The following is an 18,797-nucleotide window of genomic DNA, read 5'->3' on the forward strand; positions in this document are numbered from 1 at the left end:
CATGCGATTGCTCAAGCAAATATGGCAGCGTGTCAGACAGCTTTCTGGCGATGATGCCTATGAACGCTATCTGGCACATTATGCCGAGCATCATGCGTATTTGCCTGATGCGCCGCCTCCGCTAGGGCGGGCAGCATTTTTCAAACAATGGCAGGATCAGAAATGGACAGGCGTCAAACGGTGTTGCTAGCTGAAATGGATCCAGGCGATATTTCGCGCATTATTGAGATGGCGTGGGAGGATCGTACGCCGTTTGAGGCGATTGCCAGCCAGTTTGGGCTCAGGCAGGCAGACGTGATTATCCTCATGCGGCAGCAACTAAGTTCGGCTGCATTTATTGCCTGGCGTAAACGTACGCGTGGCCAACATACCAAGCACCAGGCGCTACGCAGCCCGGCGGTGAGCCGGCATTGCTCGTCCTATCAACACAAGCAATACCGACCTTAGCATTTTTTATCGCGCGCCGCGAATGTAACAAAGCTGTTTCAGCCGCACATGCGGCTACGGATTCAGTTAAAATAGGATTTTAACGTCAATCCTAGTGTTTCCCATGCCTAAATACCGTTCTCACACGACTACTCAAGGTCGTAACATGGCTGGTGCCCGCGCCTTGTGGCGTGCCACTGGTATGAAAGATGAAGATTTTTCCAAACCGATTATCGCGGTGGCTAACTCGTTTACGCAGTTTGTTCCTGGCCATGTGCATTTAAAAGATCTAGGCCAACTGGTTGCCCGTGAAATTGAAAAAGCGGGTGGCGTAGCCAAAGAATTTAACACAATTGCTGTCGATGACGGTATCGCCATGGGGCATGGAGGCATGCTCTACAGCCTGCCTAGCCGTGATTTGATTGCTGACAGTGTTGAGTATATGGTGAATGCGCACTGTGCGGATGCGCTGGTGTGTATCTCCAACTGTGACAAGATCACGCCGGGCATGTTGATGGCGGCATTACGCTTGAATATCCCTGTCGTATTTGTATCTGGTGGCCCTATGGAAGCCGGTAAAGTGAACTGGCAAGGCCAGATACGCAAGCTGGATTTGGTCGATGCCATGGTCGAAGCCGCGGATAGTCATGTCAGTGATGAAGAGGTGGCAGAGGTAGAACGTTCTGCGTGCCCAACCTGCGGTTCCTGTTCGGGCATGTTTACCGCCAACTCGATGAACTGTCTGACTGAAGCCTTGGGGTTAAGTTTGCCAGGCAATGGTTCTACACTCGCCACCCATGCTGCGCGCAAGCAGTTGTTCCTGCAAGCGGGTCGACTGATTGTTGAGCTGGCAAAACGCCACTACGAGCAGGATGATTACAGTGTGTTGCCACGCAATATCGCGACCATGCAAGCGTTTGAGAACGCCATGAGTCTGGATGTGGCCATGGGCGGCTCTACCAATACCGTCTTGCATTTGCTGGCGGCTGCGCATGAAGCCGGTGTCGATTTCACCATGAAAGACATCGACCGCATCTCACGTCAGGTACCGTGCGTTTCCAAAGTGGCACCTGCAACCAGCAAATATCACATGGAAGATGTGCATCGTGCCGGTGGCGTGATGGGCATCCTGGCCGAACTGAATCGTGCCGGTGTCATCCATACGGGCGTGCCAACCGTTCATAGTGCAACCATGGGCGAAGCACTGGCCAAATGGGACATTATGACCACGCAGGATGAGGACGTGAAAAAGTTTTATCGTGCTGCGCCTGGTGGCATTTCAACCACCATCGCGTTTAGCCAGAGCATGCTGTGGCCAGAGCTGGATAATGACCGTGAAAATGGCTGTATCCGCGACAAGGCGCATGCCTACTCGCTGGATGGAGGGCTGGCCGTGCTCTATGGCAATATTGCGCAAGATGGCTGTATCGTGAAAACAGCAGGCGTGGATGACAGTATTCTTAAATTCACCGGGCGCGCCCGTGTATTTGAAAGCCAGGACTCTGCCGTGGAAGCCATTCTTAACGACAAGATTGTGGCCGGGGATGTCGTGGTGATTCGCTATGAAGGGCCACGTGGCGGGCCGGGCATGCAAGAAATGCTTTATCCGACCTCTTACCTCAAGTCCAAAGGATTGGGTAAAGCTTGTGCCTTGCTGACTGATGGCCGTTTCTCAGGCGGTACATCCGGCCTGAGTATTGGGCATGCCTCGCCAGAAGCTGCTGAAGGCGGTGCGATCGGCCTGGTGCAGGAAGGCGACACCATAGAAATTGATATTCCGAATCGCACCATACACCTGGCGGTGACTGATGAAGAAATGGCGCACCGCCGAGCCAATATGGAGGCCAAAGGCGCCCAGGCATGGAAACCGCTGAACCGTGAGCGTCTGGTCTCACCTGCCTTGCGCGCTTATGCCGCCATGAGCACCAGTGCCGCCAAAGGCGCCGTGCGTGATGTGACCCAGATCGAAAGGGGAAGATAATGAACGACGAATGTAGCATCCTCGCCAAAAGCATGGAAATGACCAAGCGCATGAAGTTGCATGCGCATGTCAATCAATGGCAAGACGAAAACGGTCTGCAATATCTCGAAATTGATAATCCGCTGGCGACCGGCAAGATTGCCTTGCAGGGCGCACATGTCATGCACTGGCAACCCAAGTTCCTTTCACACCCGGTTTTATGGTTGTCCAGCAATGCGCGTTATGTCAAAGGGCGTTCTATCCGCGGTGGCGTCCCCATTTGCTGGCCGTGGTTTGGCGCACACCCTACCGACAGCACTTTGTGTCCGCATGGCTTTGCGCGCGTGATTCCCTGGCGAGTCATGGATATTGACGCGACGCCAACCGGTGCCACCCGCATCATTCTCGAAATGCAGCAAACGCCAGAAGCACAACGTCAGTTGTCCTATCCTTATGAGCTGACGCTGACCATTACTATTGGCCGCCGCTTGCGGATTGATCTGGCGACCACCAATCTGGCTGAGCATCCATTTGTGATTAGTGAAGCCTTTCACACCTATTTTAATGTCAGTGATTTATCCAATATCAAAATTACCGGCATGCAAGATTTGGTTTATCTGGATAAGCTACTCAAATACGAGCGCAACGTCGAGCACAACCCATTGAGCTTTGACGGCCACGAATATGACCGTGTTTATGTCGATCACAGCTCTGATTGTTCTATCCATGACAGCGGCTATAATCGCATCATCCATGTGTCCAAATCCGGCAGTGATACCACGGTTGTCTGGAATCCTGGTGCCGATAAGGCTGCGACCATGGGCGATATGGGCGTGGGCGAAGAGTGGCGCAAGACCATTTGTGTGGAAACAACCAACGCGCTGGATAATATGGTGGTGATTAATCCAGGCCGCAAACATGTCCTGAGCGCCGAGTATTCGATCGAGACCCTGTAACCTTGTTGTGACACGTGTCAACCATCTTGTTTCACGTGCGTTTTTAGGGTGTTGGCAAAACGCCAAACTGGTTCAAATTATCAATACGGCCTCGTATTTTAGCGGTTTTACTATTGTAGATTTTGGCTGGTCAGGTAAGATGCCACATGCACGAAAATTGCATTTCGGGGTTCTATTTATTTAGAGGATATTCAAGGAGATCGCATGAAAGTTTTATTATCCGCAATCGCAGCAGCGACCATGTTGATGGCAGGTTCTGCTCACGCTGTTGACGCTGCCGCTGCTAAAGCATTGGCACAAAAAAGCGGCTGTTTGGCTTGCCACAGTGTGGATGCTAAAGTATTGGGCCCAGCTTACAAAGATGTTGCTGCTAAATACAAAGGCGACAAAGGTGCTGAAGCTAAATTGATCGCTAAAGTTAAAGCGGGTGGTAGCGGTGTTTGGGGCAATATTCCAATGCCAGCAAACAGCCCACAAGTGAAAGACGAAGACATCAAAACCATTGTTGAATGGGTATTGTCTCTGTAATTCCAGCGTTGCTGTGAATCAAAAAAGCCGACTCAATCGTCGGCTTTTTTATTGCTGCTCGCGCGGGCTAAATTGTTAGCGCAAGCGGCTGTGTCTGAGTGAGTAAACAAAATAGAACACCACGCCCACCACCGCCCACAAGCCAAAGCGATGCCAGGTTGAGGCGGGTAAAAACGACATCAGCGCACCGCAGGTGATGACACCTCCGAGTGGGATCAGCGGATTAAAAGGATTTTTGAACGGCCGCGGTAAGTCTGGATGGGTCTGACGCAAGCGGATCACGCCAATGCAGACCATAATGAAACTGGCTAGCGTCCCGATATTGACCGTTTCTGCCAATTCGCCGAGCGGGATAAAACCGGCCACGATGGAAACCACCGTTCCGCAAAGCAAGATAATTTTACTGGGTGTTTGGCGGTCAGGATTCACTGCTGAAAATACCGGGGAAATCAGGCCGTCGCGGCTCATGGCAAATAAAATACGTGTCAGGCCGTAGAGCAGCACCAGCAGCACAGTAATCAAGCCAGCCAGCACGCCAGTCGCCACCAGTGTGGATGACCAGGTATAACCCAGTTTGGTCAATGCATAAGCCACGGGTGACGAGGTATTCAGCTCGTGATAAGGAATCACACCGGTCAGCGTGCCAGAGACGATGATATAAATAATGGTACAAAATGATAGTGAAGCGATCAGCCCAATCGGTAAGTCGCGTTGTGGCAGTTTGCATTCTTCGGCCGCGGTTGACACAGCATCAAAGCCAAAATAGGCAAAAAAGACCAGCGAGGCGCCAGCCAGTACGCCAATATTTTTGCCATTGTCCAGCGTTTCAAACCAGCCAAACGGCATAAATGGCAGCCAGTTTTCGGTGTGAATATGACCCACGGACAAGGCGAGAAAAATCGCAATCGTGGACAGTTTGATAATCACCATCAGGTTATTGGCTCGCGCACTTTCCTTGACGCCGACCATGAGTAGCAGGGTCAGTACCCAGATAATGGCAAAGGCTGGCAGGTTGATGGTGCCGCCTAACACCGGTGCCTTGGTCAGGTGCGCTGGCAAGTGTAGCCCGAGGTTGCTCAAGGTGTTTACAAAGTAACCTGCCCAGCCATTGGCAACCGCTGCAGCGCCAACGCCATACTCCAGTAATAGCATCCATCCCATCATCCATGCAGCAAACTCGCCAAACGCGACATAGCTGTAACCATAGGCGCTGCCAGAGCCGCCAACTGAAGACGAGAGTTCGGCATAAGATAACGCCGCAAATCCTGCAGCGATGGCCGCAATAATAAATGAAAGGACGACGGCAGGGCCAGATTGGGTCGCGGCCGCGATACCGGTCAGGACAAAAATGCCGGTACCGATGGCGCCACCGATGCCTAGCAAGGCCAGGTCAAAGGCGGTTAAACATTTTTTCAGGCCGGTATGCGCATGTGGTTGGATAGGTTTTTTGCGCAATAATTGTTCTAGCATTGATTGTTTCTCCCCATGTCTGCCTAGGGTAAAGCAATCGTTGTACCAGCGTCAATGCTGCTGATGGATTAGCTCGCGTAATGCCGGCTGAGTGTGGCAATCATGTAGCCATGATCGAGCACACCCGCACTTTCGCGCAGGCTGTGCATGGCCCACATCGGGTTACCGACATCGACGGTGGCGATGCCTAATTGCGCTGCCATGATGGGCCCTATGGTGCTGCCGCAGCCTAAATCGGTGCGGTGCGCATATTGTTGATAGGGGACCTCCGCTTGTTCACACAAGTGGATAAAGCGCGCAGCCGTGACGGCATTGGTGCTGTAGCGCTGGTTGGCATTGGTTTTAATGACCGGGCCCTGGTTGACTTGCACATGGTGACACGGTTCATAGCTGCCGGCATGATTGGGGTGAAAGGCATGTGCCATATCGGCACTGATAAAAAAACTGTTGGCAAAGCTGCGCAGTTTGTCTTCTGGCGTGAGATGAGTGCTATGACAAATTCGCTCAATCACATCCAGCAAAAAACTGCCACCCGCCCCCGTGGCGCTTTCAGAGCCCACCTCTTCGTGGTCAAACAGTGCACAAATAGAGGTCGCCTGCGGCGTTTCGGTGCCTAACAGGGCTTCCAACGCGGCATGGCACGAGGCCAGGTTGTCCAGTTGGCTGTTGGCAATAAATTCTTGTTCCATGCCCCAGAAACTGCCGCGCTGGGTGTCATAAAAAGTGAGATCCCAGCCAGCAATGACGTCTGCGGGCACGGCCAGTTTGCCGGCGAGTGTATCAATCAGCAATTGTTTGGCTTCGGTGCTGTTGGCTGCGTGACCAAAAATCAGGGGCAGACCGGTTTGCTTGTTGAGTACCAGGCCTTTTTCATTCACTTCGCGGTTCATGTGTATGGCCAGATTGGGCAGACGCGCCATCGGCTGCTCCAATTTGACCAGACGCGTTTGCAGGCCCTCAGGGGTGCGGAGCACCACACGACCGGCCAGACTCAAGTCGCGGTCGGTAAAAGTGGCCAGAATGGGGCCGCCATAGACTTCTACCCCTAGTTGCGCCAGACCTTCTGTGCTGTAAGCTGCATGCGGTTTCAGGCGCAGGCCGGGTGAGTCGGTATGCGCGCCGACAATGCGCAGGCCGCTGTCGGGAAGGGCTTGTTGACCAAGTACAAAGGCAATGATGGAGCCGCCATCACGCACCACGAAATATTTACCCCCTGCCTTGAATTGCCAAGGTTCGTTTTCACGCAGGTTTTTAAAGCCATGCGCTTTGAGTCGGCTTGCGACCGTGTCTACCGCGTGCCAAGGGCTGGGGCTTTGATCAATAAAATCCAGCAGGGCTTGCGCGTGTTGTCTGGCTTCTACTGAAACTCGCATATTAAACCCAGTCCTTTTCAATCAAAAAGTCAGTATACAGTTTGGCCTCTGCGCTACGGGCTTCAGGTTTCCAGTCATAGCGCCATTTAACGATGGGCGGCATAGAGAGCAAGATGGACTCTGTACGGCCATTGGACTGTAACCCAAAGATCGTGCCGCGATCAAAAATCAGGTTGAACTCAACATAACGGCCTCTGCGATAAGCCTGGAAATCGCGTTCGCGTTCGCCATAAGGCGTCTCTTTACGCCGTTGCACAATGGGCAAATAGGCATTGATAAAGGCATCACCCACCGCACGTTGCAAGGCAAAGCTTTTTTCAAAGCCCAATTCACTAAAGTCATCAAAAAAGACACCGCCGATTCCGCGCGGCTCCTTGCGATGCTTGAGGAAAAAGTAAGCATCACAGTCTTTTTTGAATTTGGGGTAATAATCGGCGCCAAAGGCAGCCAGCGCTTCTTTATTAACGCGGTGAAAGTGGATGCAATCGTCTTCAAAGCCATAGTAAGGCGTCAGATCCATGCCGCCGCCAAACCACCAGATATCCTCTTCACCCGCCTGTTGCGCCCGGGCGACAAAAAAACGCACATTCATGTGTACGGTCGGCACATAGGGGTTGTGCGGGTGAAACACCAGGGAGACGCCCATGGCCTCCCAGGGGCGGCCCGCTGCTTCGGGATGTGCGACGCTGGCCGCAGGCGGTAGCTTGTTGCCGAGCACATGTGAAAAGCCAACCCCAGCTCGCTCAAACACGTTTCCGCCTTCGAGCAGGCAAGAGTTCCCGCCCCCACCTTCAGGGCGCTGCCAGCTATCCTGCAAAAAGGTTTTGCCATCGACGAGTTCAATGGCTTCGACAATACGGGCCTGCAAGCCTTGCAGGTAATCAAAGACGGCCTGGGGTTGGATCTGGTTTGTCATGACAGCTTAGTTTTTGATGGCGCGGTAACCGATATCTTTACGGTACTGAGCACCGTCGAACTGGATTTGTTCCAGTACTTTATAAGCTTGCTGTTGCGCAAACTTGACCGTTTCGCCCAAGGCCGTCACACACAAGACGCGACCGCCACTGGTGACTACCTTGCCGTCCTTGAGGGTGGTGCCAGCGTGGAACACATGACCATCCTGTACGTCTTTAGGCAAGCCATGAATTTCATCGCCCAATCTGGGGGTATCCGGGTAATTGGCGCTTGCCATCACCACACCCAAGGCAAAACGTCTGTCCCATTCTGCTTGTGCCTGGTCCAGCGTGCCATTGACTGCGTGTTCAGCCAGTTCGACCAGATCTGATTTCAGGCGCATCATGATGGGCTGCGTTTCGGGATCACCCATGCGGCAGTTGAACTCCAGTGTTTTCACATCGCCTGCCGGGGTAATCATCAACCCGGCGTATAGAAAGCCGGTATACGGGATGCCATCTTTGGCCATGCCTTCAACGGTAGGCACAATAATCTCGCGCATGGCTTTGGCGTGGATCTCTGGCGTCACCACTGGCGCAGGCGAGTAAGCGCCCATGCCGCCGGTGTTGGGGCCTTGGTCGGCATCAAGCAGGCGTTTGTGGTCCTGGCTGGTGGCGAGTGGCAAGATGTTTTTGCCATCGACCATGACCATGAAGCTGGCTTCTTCGCCAGTCAAAAATTCTTCAATGACTACGCGTGCACCGGCATCGCCAAGCTTATTGTCAGCCAGCATTGCATCGACGGCGGCATGCGCTTCTTCCAGTGTCATGGCAACCACCACGCCTTTGCCGGCCGCCAGGCCGTCCGCCTTGATAACGATGGGTGCGCCATTGGCATCAATGTAGGCATGCGCTGGTGCGACCTCGCTGAAGGTCTGGTATTTGGCGGTAGGGATGTTGTGGCGGACCATAAATGCTTTGGCAAAATCCTTGGAACTTTCCAATTGTGCCGCTGCTTTAGTCGGGCCAAAAATCTTCAGGTCAGCGGCGCGGAATGCATCGACCACGCCTTGCGATAACGGGGCTTCCGGGCCAACAATGGTCAGGGCAATCTGCTCATCTTCGGCAAATTTCACCAACTCATCGATTTTGGTTATCGGCACATTGATCATGTCAGGATTTGTCGCGGTGCCTGCATTACCGGGAGCAACATAAACGCGGCTCACTGCTTTGTTTTGTGCGGCTTTCCAGGCCAGTGCGTGCTCACGACCGCCAGAACCAATCACTAAAATTTTCATCTTTTATTACCTGATTAAGTTTGAGCCACAGAGAACTCAGAAGACACAGAGTAGCAATCAATAGCGGAATGCTTTGAAGATGTTTTTTGTGTTCTCTGTGGCAAATAGAATTAATGTCTAAAGTGGCGAATGCCGGTCACGACCATGGCCAGGCCGCGTTCATCAGCCGCGGCAATCACTTCCTCATCGCGCATGCTACCACCGGGATGGATCACGCAACTCGCGCCTGCATCGGCCAGTACGTCTACGCCGTCCCGGAACGGGAAAAATGCGTCAGAAGCGACCACTGAACCTTGCAGGCTCAAGCCGGCATTTTGCGCCTTGATGGCGGCGATTTTGGTACTGTCGACACGGCTCATCTGGCCTGCACCCACGCCTAAGGTCATGCCATTGCCACAGAACACGATGGCATTGGACTTGACGTATTTAGCCACGTTCCAGGCAAACAGCAGGTCTTGCATTTGTTGTGGCGTTGGTTGCAGTTTGGTGACCACTTTCAGGTCAGCCATATGCATCTCATGGTTGTCGGCAGATTGCAGCAAAATACCTGAGCCTACGCGCTTCGAATCGACGGCATTGCGGCCTTGTTCCCAAGGGTTATTGCCTCCTTGGGGCAAGGCGATTTTCAGCACGCGTACGTTGGCTTTGGCGGTGAAAATGGCCAGGGCTTCTGGCGTAAAATCGGGGGCAATCAGCACTTCGACAAATTGTTTGGAAACGGCTTCGGCAGCTGCGCCATCAAGCGTGCAGTTGAAGGCAATGATGCCACCAAAAGCCGAGGTCGGATCGGTTTTGAAGGCTTTGCTGTAGGCTTCCAGTGCGTTCACGCCCAGGGCTACACCGCAAGGGTTGGCGTGTTTGACAATTACGCAGGCCGGGCCGGTGAAAGATTTTACTGCTTCCCAGGCCGCATCTGCATCGGCGATGTTGTTGTAGCTCAGTTCTTTGCCCTGCAATTGTTGCGCGGTGGCCAGGCTGCCTGGGGCAGGGTAGAGGTCACGGTAGAAGGCGGCTTGCTGATGGCTGTTTTCACCATAACGCAGGTCTTGTACTTTGATAAAATTGCTGTTCATCTGGCCTGGGAACTGGCTCAGGACTGGCTTGCCTGCCGCTTCGGTTTCGGTGAAGTCAATGGCGGACAAGTAGTTGCTGATGGCGGCATCGTATTGGGCAATGCGGTTAAATGCGGCCACAGACAATTTGAAACGTGTTGCTTTGGACACGGCGCCCTGATTGGCTTTCAACTCGTTGACCACTTCAGTGTACTGGGCAGCGTCTGTCAGTACGGCGACATCGTTCCAGTTTTTGGCTGCGGAACGCACCATGGCCGGACCGCCGATATCAATGTTTTCAATCGCATCTTCAAGCGTGCAGTTGGGCTTGGCCACCGTCGCTTCAAACGGATAGAGATTGACGGCGAGCAAGTCGATATTCTCAATGCCATATTGCTGCATGGCCGCCACATGTTCAGGCAGGTCGCGGCGTCCCAGCAGGCCACCGTGCACCTTGGGGTGCAGCGTTTTGACCCGGCCATCCAGCATTTCTGGAAAACCGGTAAAGTCGCTCACTTCTTTGACGGGAATGTGGTTGTCACGGAACAGTTTTGCAGTGCCCCCCGTGGAAAGGATTTCTACACCCAGTTGGTGCAGGGATTGTGCCAGTTCCAGCACACCGGTTTTATCGGAAACACTGATAAGCGCGCGTTTAATCGTCATAATGAGTTTGAATGGAGTTGCAAAATAAAAAATGAAAAGGCTTAAAAAATGAAAAGGTCTGATGTTGGGATGTCATCAGACCGGGGTCATGCTTATTCGAGGCCGTAGGCGGCCATTTTTTTTCTTAGGGTATTGCGGTTAATGCCCAGCATGTCGGCGGCTTTGCTCTGGTTGCCGCCCACTTTGTTCAGTACGTATTCCAGCATGGGCTTTTCCACGCAGCCAAGCACCATTTCGTAAATCGCATGCGGCGGTTGCCCATCCAGATGCATGAAATAGTCGTCCAGAGACTCGCGTACGGCGAGACTTAATTTACTATCAGTTTGCATTAGGCTGCGAGCTCCTGGGTGCCTGGGTGCTCTTGATCCAGTTCAGTCTCCTCGGCGTAGACCAGACGGTCGTTTTTCGCACGGAGCTCGGTAAAGAAGTCATTGATGGCTTGTAATTGTAATTCTATGGTTTGCAAGGTATTCATATTGTGACGGAAGGCAGCAGAGCCAGATAAGCCCTTGGTATACCAGGAAATATGCTTGCGTGCGACGCGCATGCCAGTGAGGTCACCATAAAAAGCATACAAGTCATGCAAGTGCTCCAGCATCACCTGGTGAATTTCATCTACGGTCGGCGGCAGCATGTGCTCGCCAGTCTTCAGAAAGTGCTCGGTTTCGCGGAAGATCCAGGGGCGGCCTTGGGCTGCACGGCCGATCATGACGGCGTCGGCCTGGGTGTAATCAAGCACAAATTTGGCTTTTTCTGGCGTGGTGATATCGCCATTGGCAATCAGCGGAATCTTGATTTGCTGCTTGACGGCGGCAATCGTGTCATATTCGGCGTCGCCATGGTAAAGGTCATTGCGCGTGCGGCCATGAATCGTCAGCGCCTGGATGCCGATGTCTTCTGCCATTCTGGCAATCTGGATGGCATTTTTGTTTTGTCTATCCCAGCCGGTACGGATTTTCAGGGTGACTGGCACATCCACCGCATTCACCACAGCCTTGAGGATTTGGGACACCAGCGGTTCGTCTCGCAGCAGGGCAGACCCAGCCATGACGTTACAGATTTTTTTGGCCGGGCAACCCATGTTGATGTCGATGATTTGTGCACCATTGTCGACGTTATGTTTGGCGGCCTCGGCCATCATGGCCGGTTCTGCGCCGGCAATTTGTACCGAGATCGGGCTGACTTCGCCTTCATGGTTGGCGCGGCGCTTGGTTTTTTCACTGCCATACAATAAGGAATTGGAGGTGACCATTTCGGAGACGGCCAGCCCTGCCCCCATTTTTTTGCACAACATGCGGAAAGGACGGTCGGTCACGCCCGCCATAGGGGCAACCACCAGGTTGTTCTTAAGTTGATGCGGTCCGATTTGCATGCTTGGATAAGTCAGTGAAAAGACTGACTATTTTAACTGCAAATCGCAGACGAGGGAATGTTTAAAGTAGCATTTTTGCTTATTTTTTACGCAGATTAATGTGTGTGTTGATTAGTTGCATGGCGCGGTCGCGGAATAACGTTCCTTCGGTGTCTTTGACCCACATGTGCATTAGGCCTGAGAAAAACAGGTGGGTGTCCCAGGCGAGTTCTTGCGGACTAAGCTGGGTGCCGACCTGGCCGATTTCCTGTGCTTTGGCGTAGGCCTGTTCCATTTTGTGCACGAGTCCGCTACAGTTACCTAAAATAGATTTCAGTACATCGGCAAACTCATCCACGTATTCACACTTGGTCATCATGACTTCATAAGTTGCGCGCGTGGTGGTGTCGTCATTAAGAATCTGTACGGTGTTTTCGAGGTGTTTGCGAATGCGGCCCAGCGGGTCAATATTGGACTCTTCCGCGTTCCCGAGTAGGGTGTCATCCATGCGGTCTATCAGTGGCAAATACACTTCTTCGCGCATGGCATGAAACAAATCTGCCTTGTTCTGGAAATGCCAATAGACGGCGCCGCGCGTAACATTGGCATGGGAGGCAATCTGTTCCAGGCTGGTGCGGCTAACCCCTTTTTGCAGAAACATCTGTCGCGCAGCATCAATAATGTGTTGGCGCGTGATGGCGGCATCTTCTTTGGTTTTACGTACCATAAGTATTTATCGCTCTTTCATAAATTCATGAATGTTTCATTTGAATGTCGTATTTTATCAGCGGTCACTGGCAACTTGTGACGGCTCGAGATGGGCAAATTTTTTGCAAAACCCATTTACATACATTCGTGTTTGTATATAATATACATCCAATGATGTATGTAATCAAGTCTATTTTAAAACTAAACAGAGGATAACATGTTGATTTCACAGACTATCCAGCCTCGTCATGCCTTGCTCGTGCTTGCTTTAAGCCTGGGATTGAGTGCTTGCGGAAAATCTTCACAGCAGCAAAATCCAGCCGCAGGCGGCATGCCTGCGATGCCAGTCACCGTGCAAACCGTCGCCGCTGAAACCATCCCAGTGCAGACTGAGGTGGTTGCGCAAACCGAGGGCGCCAAGCAAATTGAAGTGCGTCCCCGCGTCGGTGGCATTGTGCTTAAACGCCTGTATCAAGAAGGCGATGCGGTCAAGGCCGGGCAGGATATGTTCTTGATTGATCCTGTTCCGTACCAGTTGCAGGTAGATCAGTCCAAGGCGCTGATTGCACAGCAAAAAGCCCGCATTGAGCAAACGGCACGTGAGGCGCAACGTCTTAAGGGTTTGCTGGAGAGCCACTCTATCAGTCAGCGTGAATATGATAATGCGGCCTCTGATAACTCTGTTGCCGCAGCGACTTTGTTGCAATATCAGGCGCAACTGCGTGAAGCAGAGCTGAATCTGTCTTATACGCATGTCAAAGCGCCAGAGAGTGGGATTGCCGGTCGCTTTGTGTTGTCAGAAGGGGCGTTGGTCAGTGCCAACACTACCTTGTTGAGCACCATCGTACAATTGTCGCCGATTTGGGTCCGCTTCAGCCTGTCCGAGTCCGAGCTCACAGCGTTGGGCGGGCATTTGCGCCCAGGCCGCGTGCAGGATGTACGATTGATCCTGGCAGATAATACTGAATATCGTTATTCAGGCAAGATTAACTTCTCTGCCAGTCAGATTGACCCGGCATTGGGGACGCAGCAACTGCGGGCCGAGTTCCAGAATGCGGACAGTGCCTTGTTGCCAGGTCAGTTTGTCCGTGTGCGCCTGACCACTGGCAAGCGTGATGGCGTCTTCCTGATTCCGCAAACGGCCGTACTGACTGGTCAGCAAGGCAAGTTTGTCTTTGTGGCCGAAAAAGATAAAGAAGGCAAAACGGTGGCCGCGGTCAGGCCGATTGTCGCGGGCGGCTGGTTTGACAACCGCTGGACGGTACTGGATGGCTTGAAAGCCGGCGATCAGGTCATTGTCGACAACCTGATCAAGGTGAGACCTGGTGCACCGGTGGCACCACATGCACCAGACGCTGCGCCAGCCCAAGCGGCACCGGCACCAGCCAAGTCTTAACGCATTCACCGTCTTTGTTGAATAAGCCCATTATGTTACCAAGGGCCTGGGCATGTACCAGGCCCGTCTCAGGGAAAACGATATGACCCGATTTTTTATCACACGCCCGATTTTTGCCAGCGTGCTGTCTATCATCATCGTGTTGGCAGGTCTCGCAGCGGCATTCCAGTTGCCGATTGCCCAATATCCGCAAATTGCACCCCCTACGGTGCTGATTACGGCCAGCTATCCTGGTGCCAGCGCAGAAACACTGTCAAAAACCGTGGCTGCCCCGATTGAGGAGCAGCTAAGTGGTGTGGAAAACCTGCTTTACTTTAACTCTAGCTCTGACAGCAGTGGTACCTTAACCATTACCGCTACATTTGATGTCGGTACCGATGTCAACCAGGCGACCTTTAACGTCAGTAACCGTGTGAACATTGCGTTGCCGCGTTTGCCCGAAGATGTACGCCGGACCGGGGTTGTGGTTCAAAAACGTTCGAATGACATCCTGCTGGTCGTGATGCTCACCTCGAAAAACAAAGACCATAATCGTTTGTTCTTGAGTAACTACGCTACCTTGAATTTGCTGGATGAATTCAAGCGCATCAAGGGTGTGGGCGATGTCACCATTTTTGGTGGGCAAGATTATTCTATGCGTGTCTGGTTACGTCCTGACCGCATGGCGCAACTGGGGGTGTCTACCAGCGATATTTCTGCGGCCATCAGCGCACAAAACGCGCAGTATGCCGCAGGCAAGATCGGTGCAGAGCCCGCTTTGCCTGATCAGCAATTGTCATTTACCGTGACAGCTAAAGGACGGTTGATTGACCCTGAAGAGTTCGGCAACATTATTTTGCGTGCGCAAGGCCCAAACGGTGTCTTGCACCTGAAAGATGTTGCACGCATCGAGTTAGGCGCCCAAAGCTATAACGTGACCTCTGCACTCGATGGCCAGGCCGGTGTGGCAATGCCGGTCTTTTTACAGACCGGTGCCAATGCACTAGATACCGCCAATGCCATCAAGGCCAAGGTGGAAGAGTTAAAAGCCAAATTCCCGCAAGGCATGGAATACAACATTCCTTATGACACCAGTGACTTTGTGAAAGCCACCATCAAAGAAGTGTTCCATACCTTTGGTGAGGCGCTGGTACTGGTCGTGATCGTGGTGTTCCTGTTCCTGCAAAGCTGGCGCGCAACCCTCATTCCGATGATTGCAGTGCCGATTTCGATTGTTGGTACGTTTGCCGGCTTGTATGTGTTCGGCTTCTCGATCAACCTGCTGACTCTGTTTGCCATGATTCTGGCCATCGGCATTGTGGTGGATGATGCGATCGTGGTGCTTGAGAACACCGAGCGTTTGATGAAAGAGGAAGGCTTGAACCCGCTGCATGCGGCGATTAAGTCTATCGCACAAGTGCAAGCGGCGGTGGTGGCGATTGTACTGGTCCTGTGCGCAGTGTTTGTTCCTGTGGCATTCCAGGGCGGCATTGCCGGGCAGCTCTATCGTCAGTTCGCGGTCACTGTGGCCATTGCTGTGGTCATTTCAGGCGTGGTGGCGTTAACGCTGACCCCTGCTTTATGTGCCATGATTCTGAAGAGTGGCGGTCATCACGAAAATGCTTTTTTCAGAAAGTTTAACCAGGGCTTTGGCCGGTTGACAAACTTGTACACGGGCACCGTCCGCTTGACCCTTCGTCACAAATTGATTGGTGCCGTCGTGTTTGGGGCCATGCTGGTGGTGATGATCTTCCTGTTCCGTACCGTGCCCGGTGGATTTGTGCCGCCAGAAGATCAGGGCTATGTCATTAGCATTGTGGTTATGCCAGATGGTGCCACCTTGAAGCGGACTTCCCAGACCATGGAAAACATCCGGTCAGCGGTCGCGAAAGATCCTGCCACCGCGCATGAGTTTGCGGTGAATGGGTTTGAATTGCTCACCGGCGCCAACAAAACCAATGCAGCGACCATGTTTGTCCGTATGACGGATTGGGAAAAGCGTACGACCAATGCCGACCAGATGGTTGGAAAGTTGATCGGCATAGGCATGAGTCAGCCGGATGGCATGGGCTTTGCCGTGAACCCGCCAGCGATTCGTGGCTTGGGTTCTGCGGGTGGTTTTGAGGTCTATGTGCAGAGTCATGGGGATACGGATCCCATCAAGCTGGCGCAAGTCATGAACAACTTTATGGATGCGATGCGTGCCAATCCGCAACTGACACAGATTAATAGTTTCTTCCGGCCGACCGTACCGCAGTTGTACATTGAGGTGGATGAAGCCAAAGCCTTGTCACAGAATGTGAAAATTGCGGATATTTACGCGACCTTGCAGAGCACCATGGGCTCGCTCTATGTCAACGACTTTAACCGTAATGGCCGGACTTACCGCGTGCAGTTGCAAGCCGAGGCGGGTTACCGCATGAAGCCTGAAGACCTGGGCAAGGTGTATGTACGTAGCCAGCCGACGGATGATAATCCGAATGGCAATATGGTGCCGATGTCTGCATTGGCAAAAGTCAGCAACATCGTCGGTGCCGAACAGCTGGAGCGCTACAATGGCCTGCTGTCTGCCAAAGTGTTCGGTAGCGGTGCGCCCGGCGTGAGCTCTGGCGATGCGATCAAACTGGTGGAAAAAATCGCCAAGGAAAACTTGCCGGATGGTTACCAGATTGCCTGGACCGGTCAGGCTTACCAGGAAAAACGGACCGGTTCTGCTGCGCTGGTGGCCTTTGGCTTCGCTACCATCATGGTGTTCCTGATCCTGGCGGCACAGTTTGAAACCTGGTCCTTGCCGCTGGCTGTGATCATGGCGATTCCATTTGCCATGACAGGCGCCTTGCTGGCAGTGTTGACGCGTGGCATGAACAACGACATCTACTTCCAGATTGGCCTGATTACGCTAATTGGTCTGGCGGCTAAAAACGCCATCCTGATTGTGGAATTTGCCTCGCAAAAAATGGAAGAGGGCATGCCGTTGGCTGAAGCTGCGCTTGAAGCCGCCCGCTTGCGCTTCAGACCGATTGTGATGACGTCCATGGCGTTTGTGCTGGGGATTATTCCACTGGTATTTGCGACCGGTGCAGGTGCTGCAGCGCGTCAATCCATGGGGACGGGCGTCTTCGGCGGCATGTTGCTGGCAACCTTTATTGCCACCATCTTTATCCCATTGTTCTTTACCTGGCTGACCAGTGAGAAAAAAGTGCGTCACCATGGTCATGTTGAAGAAGAGGAAGCGGTATGAAACCGACAGTAAAACAACTGGTGTGGGCACAACGCCCGATCATCATCGCGCTGGCAGCCTTGTCGTTGGCAGGTTGCCAGTTACTGGGCCCGTTATATAGCCGCCCTGACAGTCCGCTGCCACAGGGGTATGTTGAGCCCCAAGCGGCGACGTCGACGGCGGTGCCTGCGGCACAAATGCAGCAATGGTGGTCCTTGTTTAATGATCCAGTGTTAACCAGGCTGATTGATACTGCGCTGGTCAACAACAGTGATGTGCAGCTCGCCGTGGCACGCATTGAACAATACGATGCCGTGGCGCGTGAAACCTCTGGCAATGTGCTGCCGACCATCACGCTGGACAACAACAATACCCGTACCAGAATTACCGGGGCAGGGCCTAACCCGGTTTTCGGGGTCAACCCGCGTAATGACAATAAACTGGCGTTAAACGGCAGTATTGAGCTGGATGTGTGGGGCAAGTTGAGAACGGCCAATGTCGCGGCACGGGCCAATCTGCTGTCGACCGAGTATGCCCGTGAGGCAGTACGCTGGTCATTGGTAGGGCTCGTGACCAATCAATACCTGATAATCCGTAGTCTGGATGGACAGCTGGCAGTCAACGCCGAAAACATCAAAACGGCGCAAGAAAGCCTGGCCATGACACAACGGCAGCTGGATGCAGGTGTTAATACCGCACTGGATGTTAACCAGGCTGAGCTGGTAGTGACCAATTTACGCGCGCAATCGCTGGAGTTGCAGCGCCAACGTTCAATCAGCGAGCATCAGCTCGGAGTGTTGACTGCAGACTTAAGCGTCAAAATCCCGGTCGGCGGTTTAATGTCCATGCCGATACCGCCGATGCCTCCCGCAGGCTTGCCATCCACCTTGCTGGAATCACGTCCGGATATCCGCCAGACTGAGCAGGATTTGATCGCTGCACATGCGAATGTGAAATTGGCAAAAGCAGCCCTGTATCCGACCTTGTCACTGACCGGGGCTTATGGTGGCGAGAGTAAAATCCTGAGTGACCTGTTTACGGCGCCAGCCAAAATCTGGACACTGGGCTTTGCAGCAAGCTTGCCAATATTCAATGGTGGACGCTTGAACGCCAGGGTCGATCAGGCCTCTGCCTTGCAGAAGCAGGCCGTGATTAACTACCAGGCCGCCTTGCGGACTGCATTTAGCGAAGTGAATGATGCGCTGGTGAATGCGCGCCAATACCGTGAGCAAGAAGCGGTGGCGGAGTCCAAGCAAAAAACCACTGCCAACATTTTGCGTATTTCGCAAAATCGTTATCAGGCGGGTTACTCCAGCTATCTTGAAGTGCTGGATGCGCAACGTAACCACAATGAGGCGACACAAGCCTTGGTTCAGAGCCGACAAAACACGCTGACAGCCACCGTGTCACTGTTTAAAGCTCTGGGCGCGGGTTGGGATCCAGAGCCTCTGAAGAAAAAAGCCGAGGCTTCCAAGTAAGTCATGGCTTTATTCAACGCGCCGGGAGTAGTTATCTCCCGGCGTT

At 53.0% G+C, this 18,797-nt stretch carries 16 protein-coding genes; 8 read left to right on the forward strand and 8 right to left on the reverse strand.

Annotated elements, in window-relative coordinates:
* Position 1: 1 nt before the first annotated feature.
* From ACT53G_RS08290 to ACT53G_RS08310, 5 genes are all read left to right on the forward strand, one after another.
* On the forward strand, positions 2-190 hold the full coding sequence (locus ACT53G_RS08290; RefSeq protein ID WP_379074640.1) for a YbdD/YjiX family protein: 189 nt from the start codon (positions 2-4) through the stop codon (positions 188-190).
* Entirely contained in the window at positions 163-447 is a 285-nt protein-coding gene (locus ACT53G_RS08295; protein WP_228518839.1) for a TIGR03643 family protein, read from the forward strand. Before ACT53G_RS08290 ends, ACT53G_RS08295 begins: the two co-directional genes overlap by 28 nt.
* A 103-nt stretch (positions 448-550) precedes the next feature.
* The gene (gene ilvD / locus ACT53G_RS08300; protein ID WP_194748706.1) at positions 551-2,407 is read left to right on the forward strand and encodes a dihydroxy-acid dehydratase; all 1,857 of its coding nucleotides are present in this window, start codon (positions 551-553) and stop codon (positions 2,405-2,407) included.
* Entirely contained in the window at positions 2,407-3,342 is a 936-nt protein-coding gene (locus tag ACT53G_RS08305; RefSeq protein WP_194748705.1) for a D-hexose-6-phosphate mutarotase, read from the forward strand. The genes ilvD and ACT53G_RS08305 overlap by 1 nt, the downstream gene beginning before the upstream one ends.
* A gap of 204 nt (positions 3,343-3,546) precedes the next feature.
* A complete protein-coding gene (locus ACT53G_RS08310) occupies positions 3,547-3,870 on the forward strand; it encodes a c-type cytochrome (protein ID WP_194748704.1) in 324 nt (107 codons plus the stop codon).
* 75 nt (positions 3,871-3,945) lie between these two features.
* On the opposite strand, the gene ACT53G_RS08315 is transcribed toward ACT53G_RS08310, so the two are convergent.
* From ACT53G_RS08315 to ACT53G_RS08350, 8 genes are all read right to left on the reverse strand, one after another.
* Complete coding sequence (locus ACT53G_RS08315; protein WP_275356348.1) at positions 3,946-5,340, reverse strand: amino acid permease; 1,395 nt, start codon at positions 5,338-5,340, stop codon at positions 3,946-3,948.
* A 68-nt stretch (positions 5,341-5,408) separates the two neighbouring features.
* Positions 5,409-6,713 (reverse strand): M18 family aminopeptidase, encoded by a 1,305-nt coding sequence (locus ACT53G_RS08320; protein WP_313985528.1) that lies wholly within the window; start codon positions 6,711-6,713, stop codon positions 5,409-5,411.
* A 1-nt stretch (position 6,714) separates the two neighbouring features.
* Complete coding sequence (gene hemF / locus ACT53G_RS08325) at positions 6,715-7,629, reverse strand: oxygen-dependent coproporphyrinogen oxidase (RefSeq protein ID WP_194748701.1); 915 nt, start codon at positions 7,627-7,629, stop codon at positions 6,715-6,717.
* Between the two features lie 6 nt (positions 7,630-7,635).
* Complete coding sequence (purD, locus tag ACT53G_RS08330; RefSeq protein WP_194748700.1) at positions 7,636-8,904, reverse strand: phosphoribosylamine--glycine ligase; 1,269 nt, start codon at positions 8,902-8,904, stop codon at positions 7,636-7,638.
* Positions 8,905-9,014: 110 nt separating this feature from the next.
* A complete protein-coding gene (purH, locus tag ACT53G_RS08335; protein ID WP_476169140.1) occupies positions 9,015-10,619 on the reverse strand; it encodes a bifunctional phosphoribosylaminoimidazolecarboxamide formyltransferase/IMP cyclohydrolase in 1,605 nt (534 codons plus the stop codon).
* A 92-nt stretch (positions 10,620-10,711) separates the two neighbouring features.
* On the reverse strand, positions 10,712-10,948 hold the full coding sequence (locus ACT53G_RS08340; protein ID WP_194748698.1) for a helix-turn-helix domain-containing protein: 237 nt from the start codon (positions 10,946-10,948) through the stop codon (positions 10,712-10,714).
* A complete protein-coding gene (gene dusB / locus ACT53G_RS08345; RefSeq protein ID WP_275356345.1) occupies positions 10,948-11,991 on the reverse strand; it encodes a tRNA dihydrouridine synthase DusB in 1,044 nt (347 codons plus the stop codon). Before dusB ends, ACT53G_RS08340 begins: the two co-directional genes overlap by 1 nt.
* Positions 11,992-12,070: 79 nt before the next feature.
* Positions 12,071-12,697 (reverse strand): TetR family transcriptional regulator, encoded by a 627-nt coding sequence (locus ACT53G_RS08350; RefSeq protein ID WP_194748696.1) that lies wholly within the window; start codon positions 12,695-12,697, stop codon positions 12,071-12,073.
* 198 nt (positions 12,698-12,895) lie between these two features.
* Here ACT53G_RS08350 and ACT53G_RS08355 point away from each other — a divergent pair, with 198 nt between their 5' ends.
* From ACT53G_RS08355 to ACT53G_RS08365, 3 genes are all read left to right on the forward strand, one after another.
* A complete protein-coding gene (locus ACT53G_RS08355) occupies positions 12,896-14,074 on the forward strand; it encodes an efflux RND transporter periplasmic adaptor subunit (RefSeq protein WP_275356344.1) in 1,179 nt (392 codons plus the stop codon).
* An 82-nt stretch (positions 14,075-14,156) separates the two neighbouring features.
* A complete protein-coding gene (locus tag ACT53G_RS08360) occupies positions 14,157-17,294 on the forward strand; it encodes an efflux RND transporter permease subunit (RefSeq protein WP_275356343.1) in 3,138 nt (1,045 codons plus the stop codon).
* Entirely contained in the window at positions 17,291-18,751 is a 1,461-nt protein-coding gene (locus tag ACT53G_RS08365) for an efflux transporter outer membrane subunit (RefSeq protein WP_476169141.1), read from the forward strand. The genes ACT53G_RS08360 and ACT53G_RS08365 overlap by 4 nt, the downstream gene beginning before the upstream one ends.
* The last annotated feature ends 46 nt before the right edge of the window (positions 18,752-18,797 follow it).

It is taken from the genome of Methylophilus sp. DMC18 (assembly GCF_056314005.1).

What these genes read in the sequence shown, in the direction of transcription:
- ACT53G_RS08290 (WP_379074640.1), top strand. Translation starts at nt 2, where the DNA reads ATGCGATTGCTCAAGCAAATATGGCAGCGTGTCAGACAGCTTTCTGGC.
- ACT53G_RS08295 (WP_228518839.1), top strand. Translation starts at nt 163, where the DNA reads ATGGACAGGCGTCAAACGGTGTTGCTAGCTGAAATGGATCCAGGCGAT.
- ilvD (WP_194748706.1), top strand. Translation starts at nt 551, where the DNA reads ATGCCTAAATACCGTTCTCACACGACTACTCAAGGTCGTAACATGGCT.
- ACT53G_RS08305 (WP_194748705.1), top strand. Translation starts at nt 2,407, where the DNA reads ATGAACGACGAATGTAGCATCCTCGCCAAAAGCATGGAAATGACCAAG.
- ACT53G_RS08310 (WP_194748704.1), top strand. Translation starts at nt 3,547, where the DNA reads ATGAAAGTTTTATTATCCGCAATCGCAGCAGCGACCATGTTGATGGCA.
- ACT53G_RS08315 (WP_275356348.1), bottom strand. Translation starts at nt 5,340, where the DNA reads ATGCTAGAACAATTATTGCGCAAAAAACCTATCCAACCACATGCGCAT.
- ACT53G_RS08320 (WP_313985528.1), bottom strand. Translation starts at nt 6,713, where the DNA reads ATGCGAGTTTCAGTAGAAGCCAGACAACACGCGCAAGCCCTGCTGGAT.
- hemF (WP_194748701.1), bottom strand. Translation starts at nt 7,629, where the DNA reads ATGACAAACCAGATCCAACCCCAGGCCGTCTTTGATTACCTGCAAGGC.
- purD (WP_194748700.1), bottom strand. Translation starts at nt 8,904, where the DNA reads ATGAAAATTTTAGTGATTGGTTCTGGCGGTCGTGAGCACGCACTGGCC.
- purH (WP_476169140.1), bottom strand. Translation starts at nt 10,619, where the DNA reads ATGACGATTAAACGCGCGCTTATCAGTGTTTCCGATAAAACCGGTGTG.
- ACT53G_RS08340 (WP_194748698.1), bottom strand. Translation starts at nt 10,948, where the DNA reads ATGCAAACTGATAGTAAATTAAGTCTCGCCGTACGCGAGTCTCTGGAC.
- dusB (WP_275356345.1), bottom strand. Translation starts at nt 11,991, where the DNA reads ATGCAAATCGGACCGCATCAACTTAAGAACAACCTGGTGGTTGCCCCT.
- ACT53G_RS08350 (WP_194748696.1), bottom strand. Translation starts at nt 12,697, where the DNA reads ATGGTACGTAAAACCAAAGAAGATGCCGCCATCACGCGCCAACACATT.
- ACT53G_RS08355 (WP_275356344.1), top strand. Translation starts at nt 12,896, where the DNA reads ATGTTGATTTCACAGACTATCCAGCCTCGTCATGCCTTGCTCGTGCTT.
- ACT53G_RS08360 (WP_275356343.1), top strand. Translation starts at nt 14,157, where the DNA reads ATGACCCGATTTTTTATCACACGCCCGATTTTTGCCAGCGTGCTGTCT.
- ACT53G_RS08365 (WP_476169141.1), top strand. Translation starts at nt 17,291, where the DNA reads ATGAAACCGACAGTAAAACAACTGGTGTGGGCACAACGCCCGATCATC.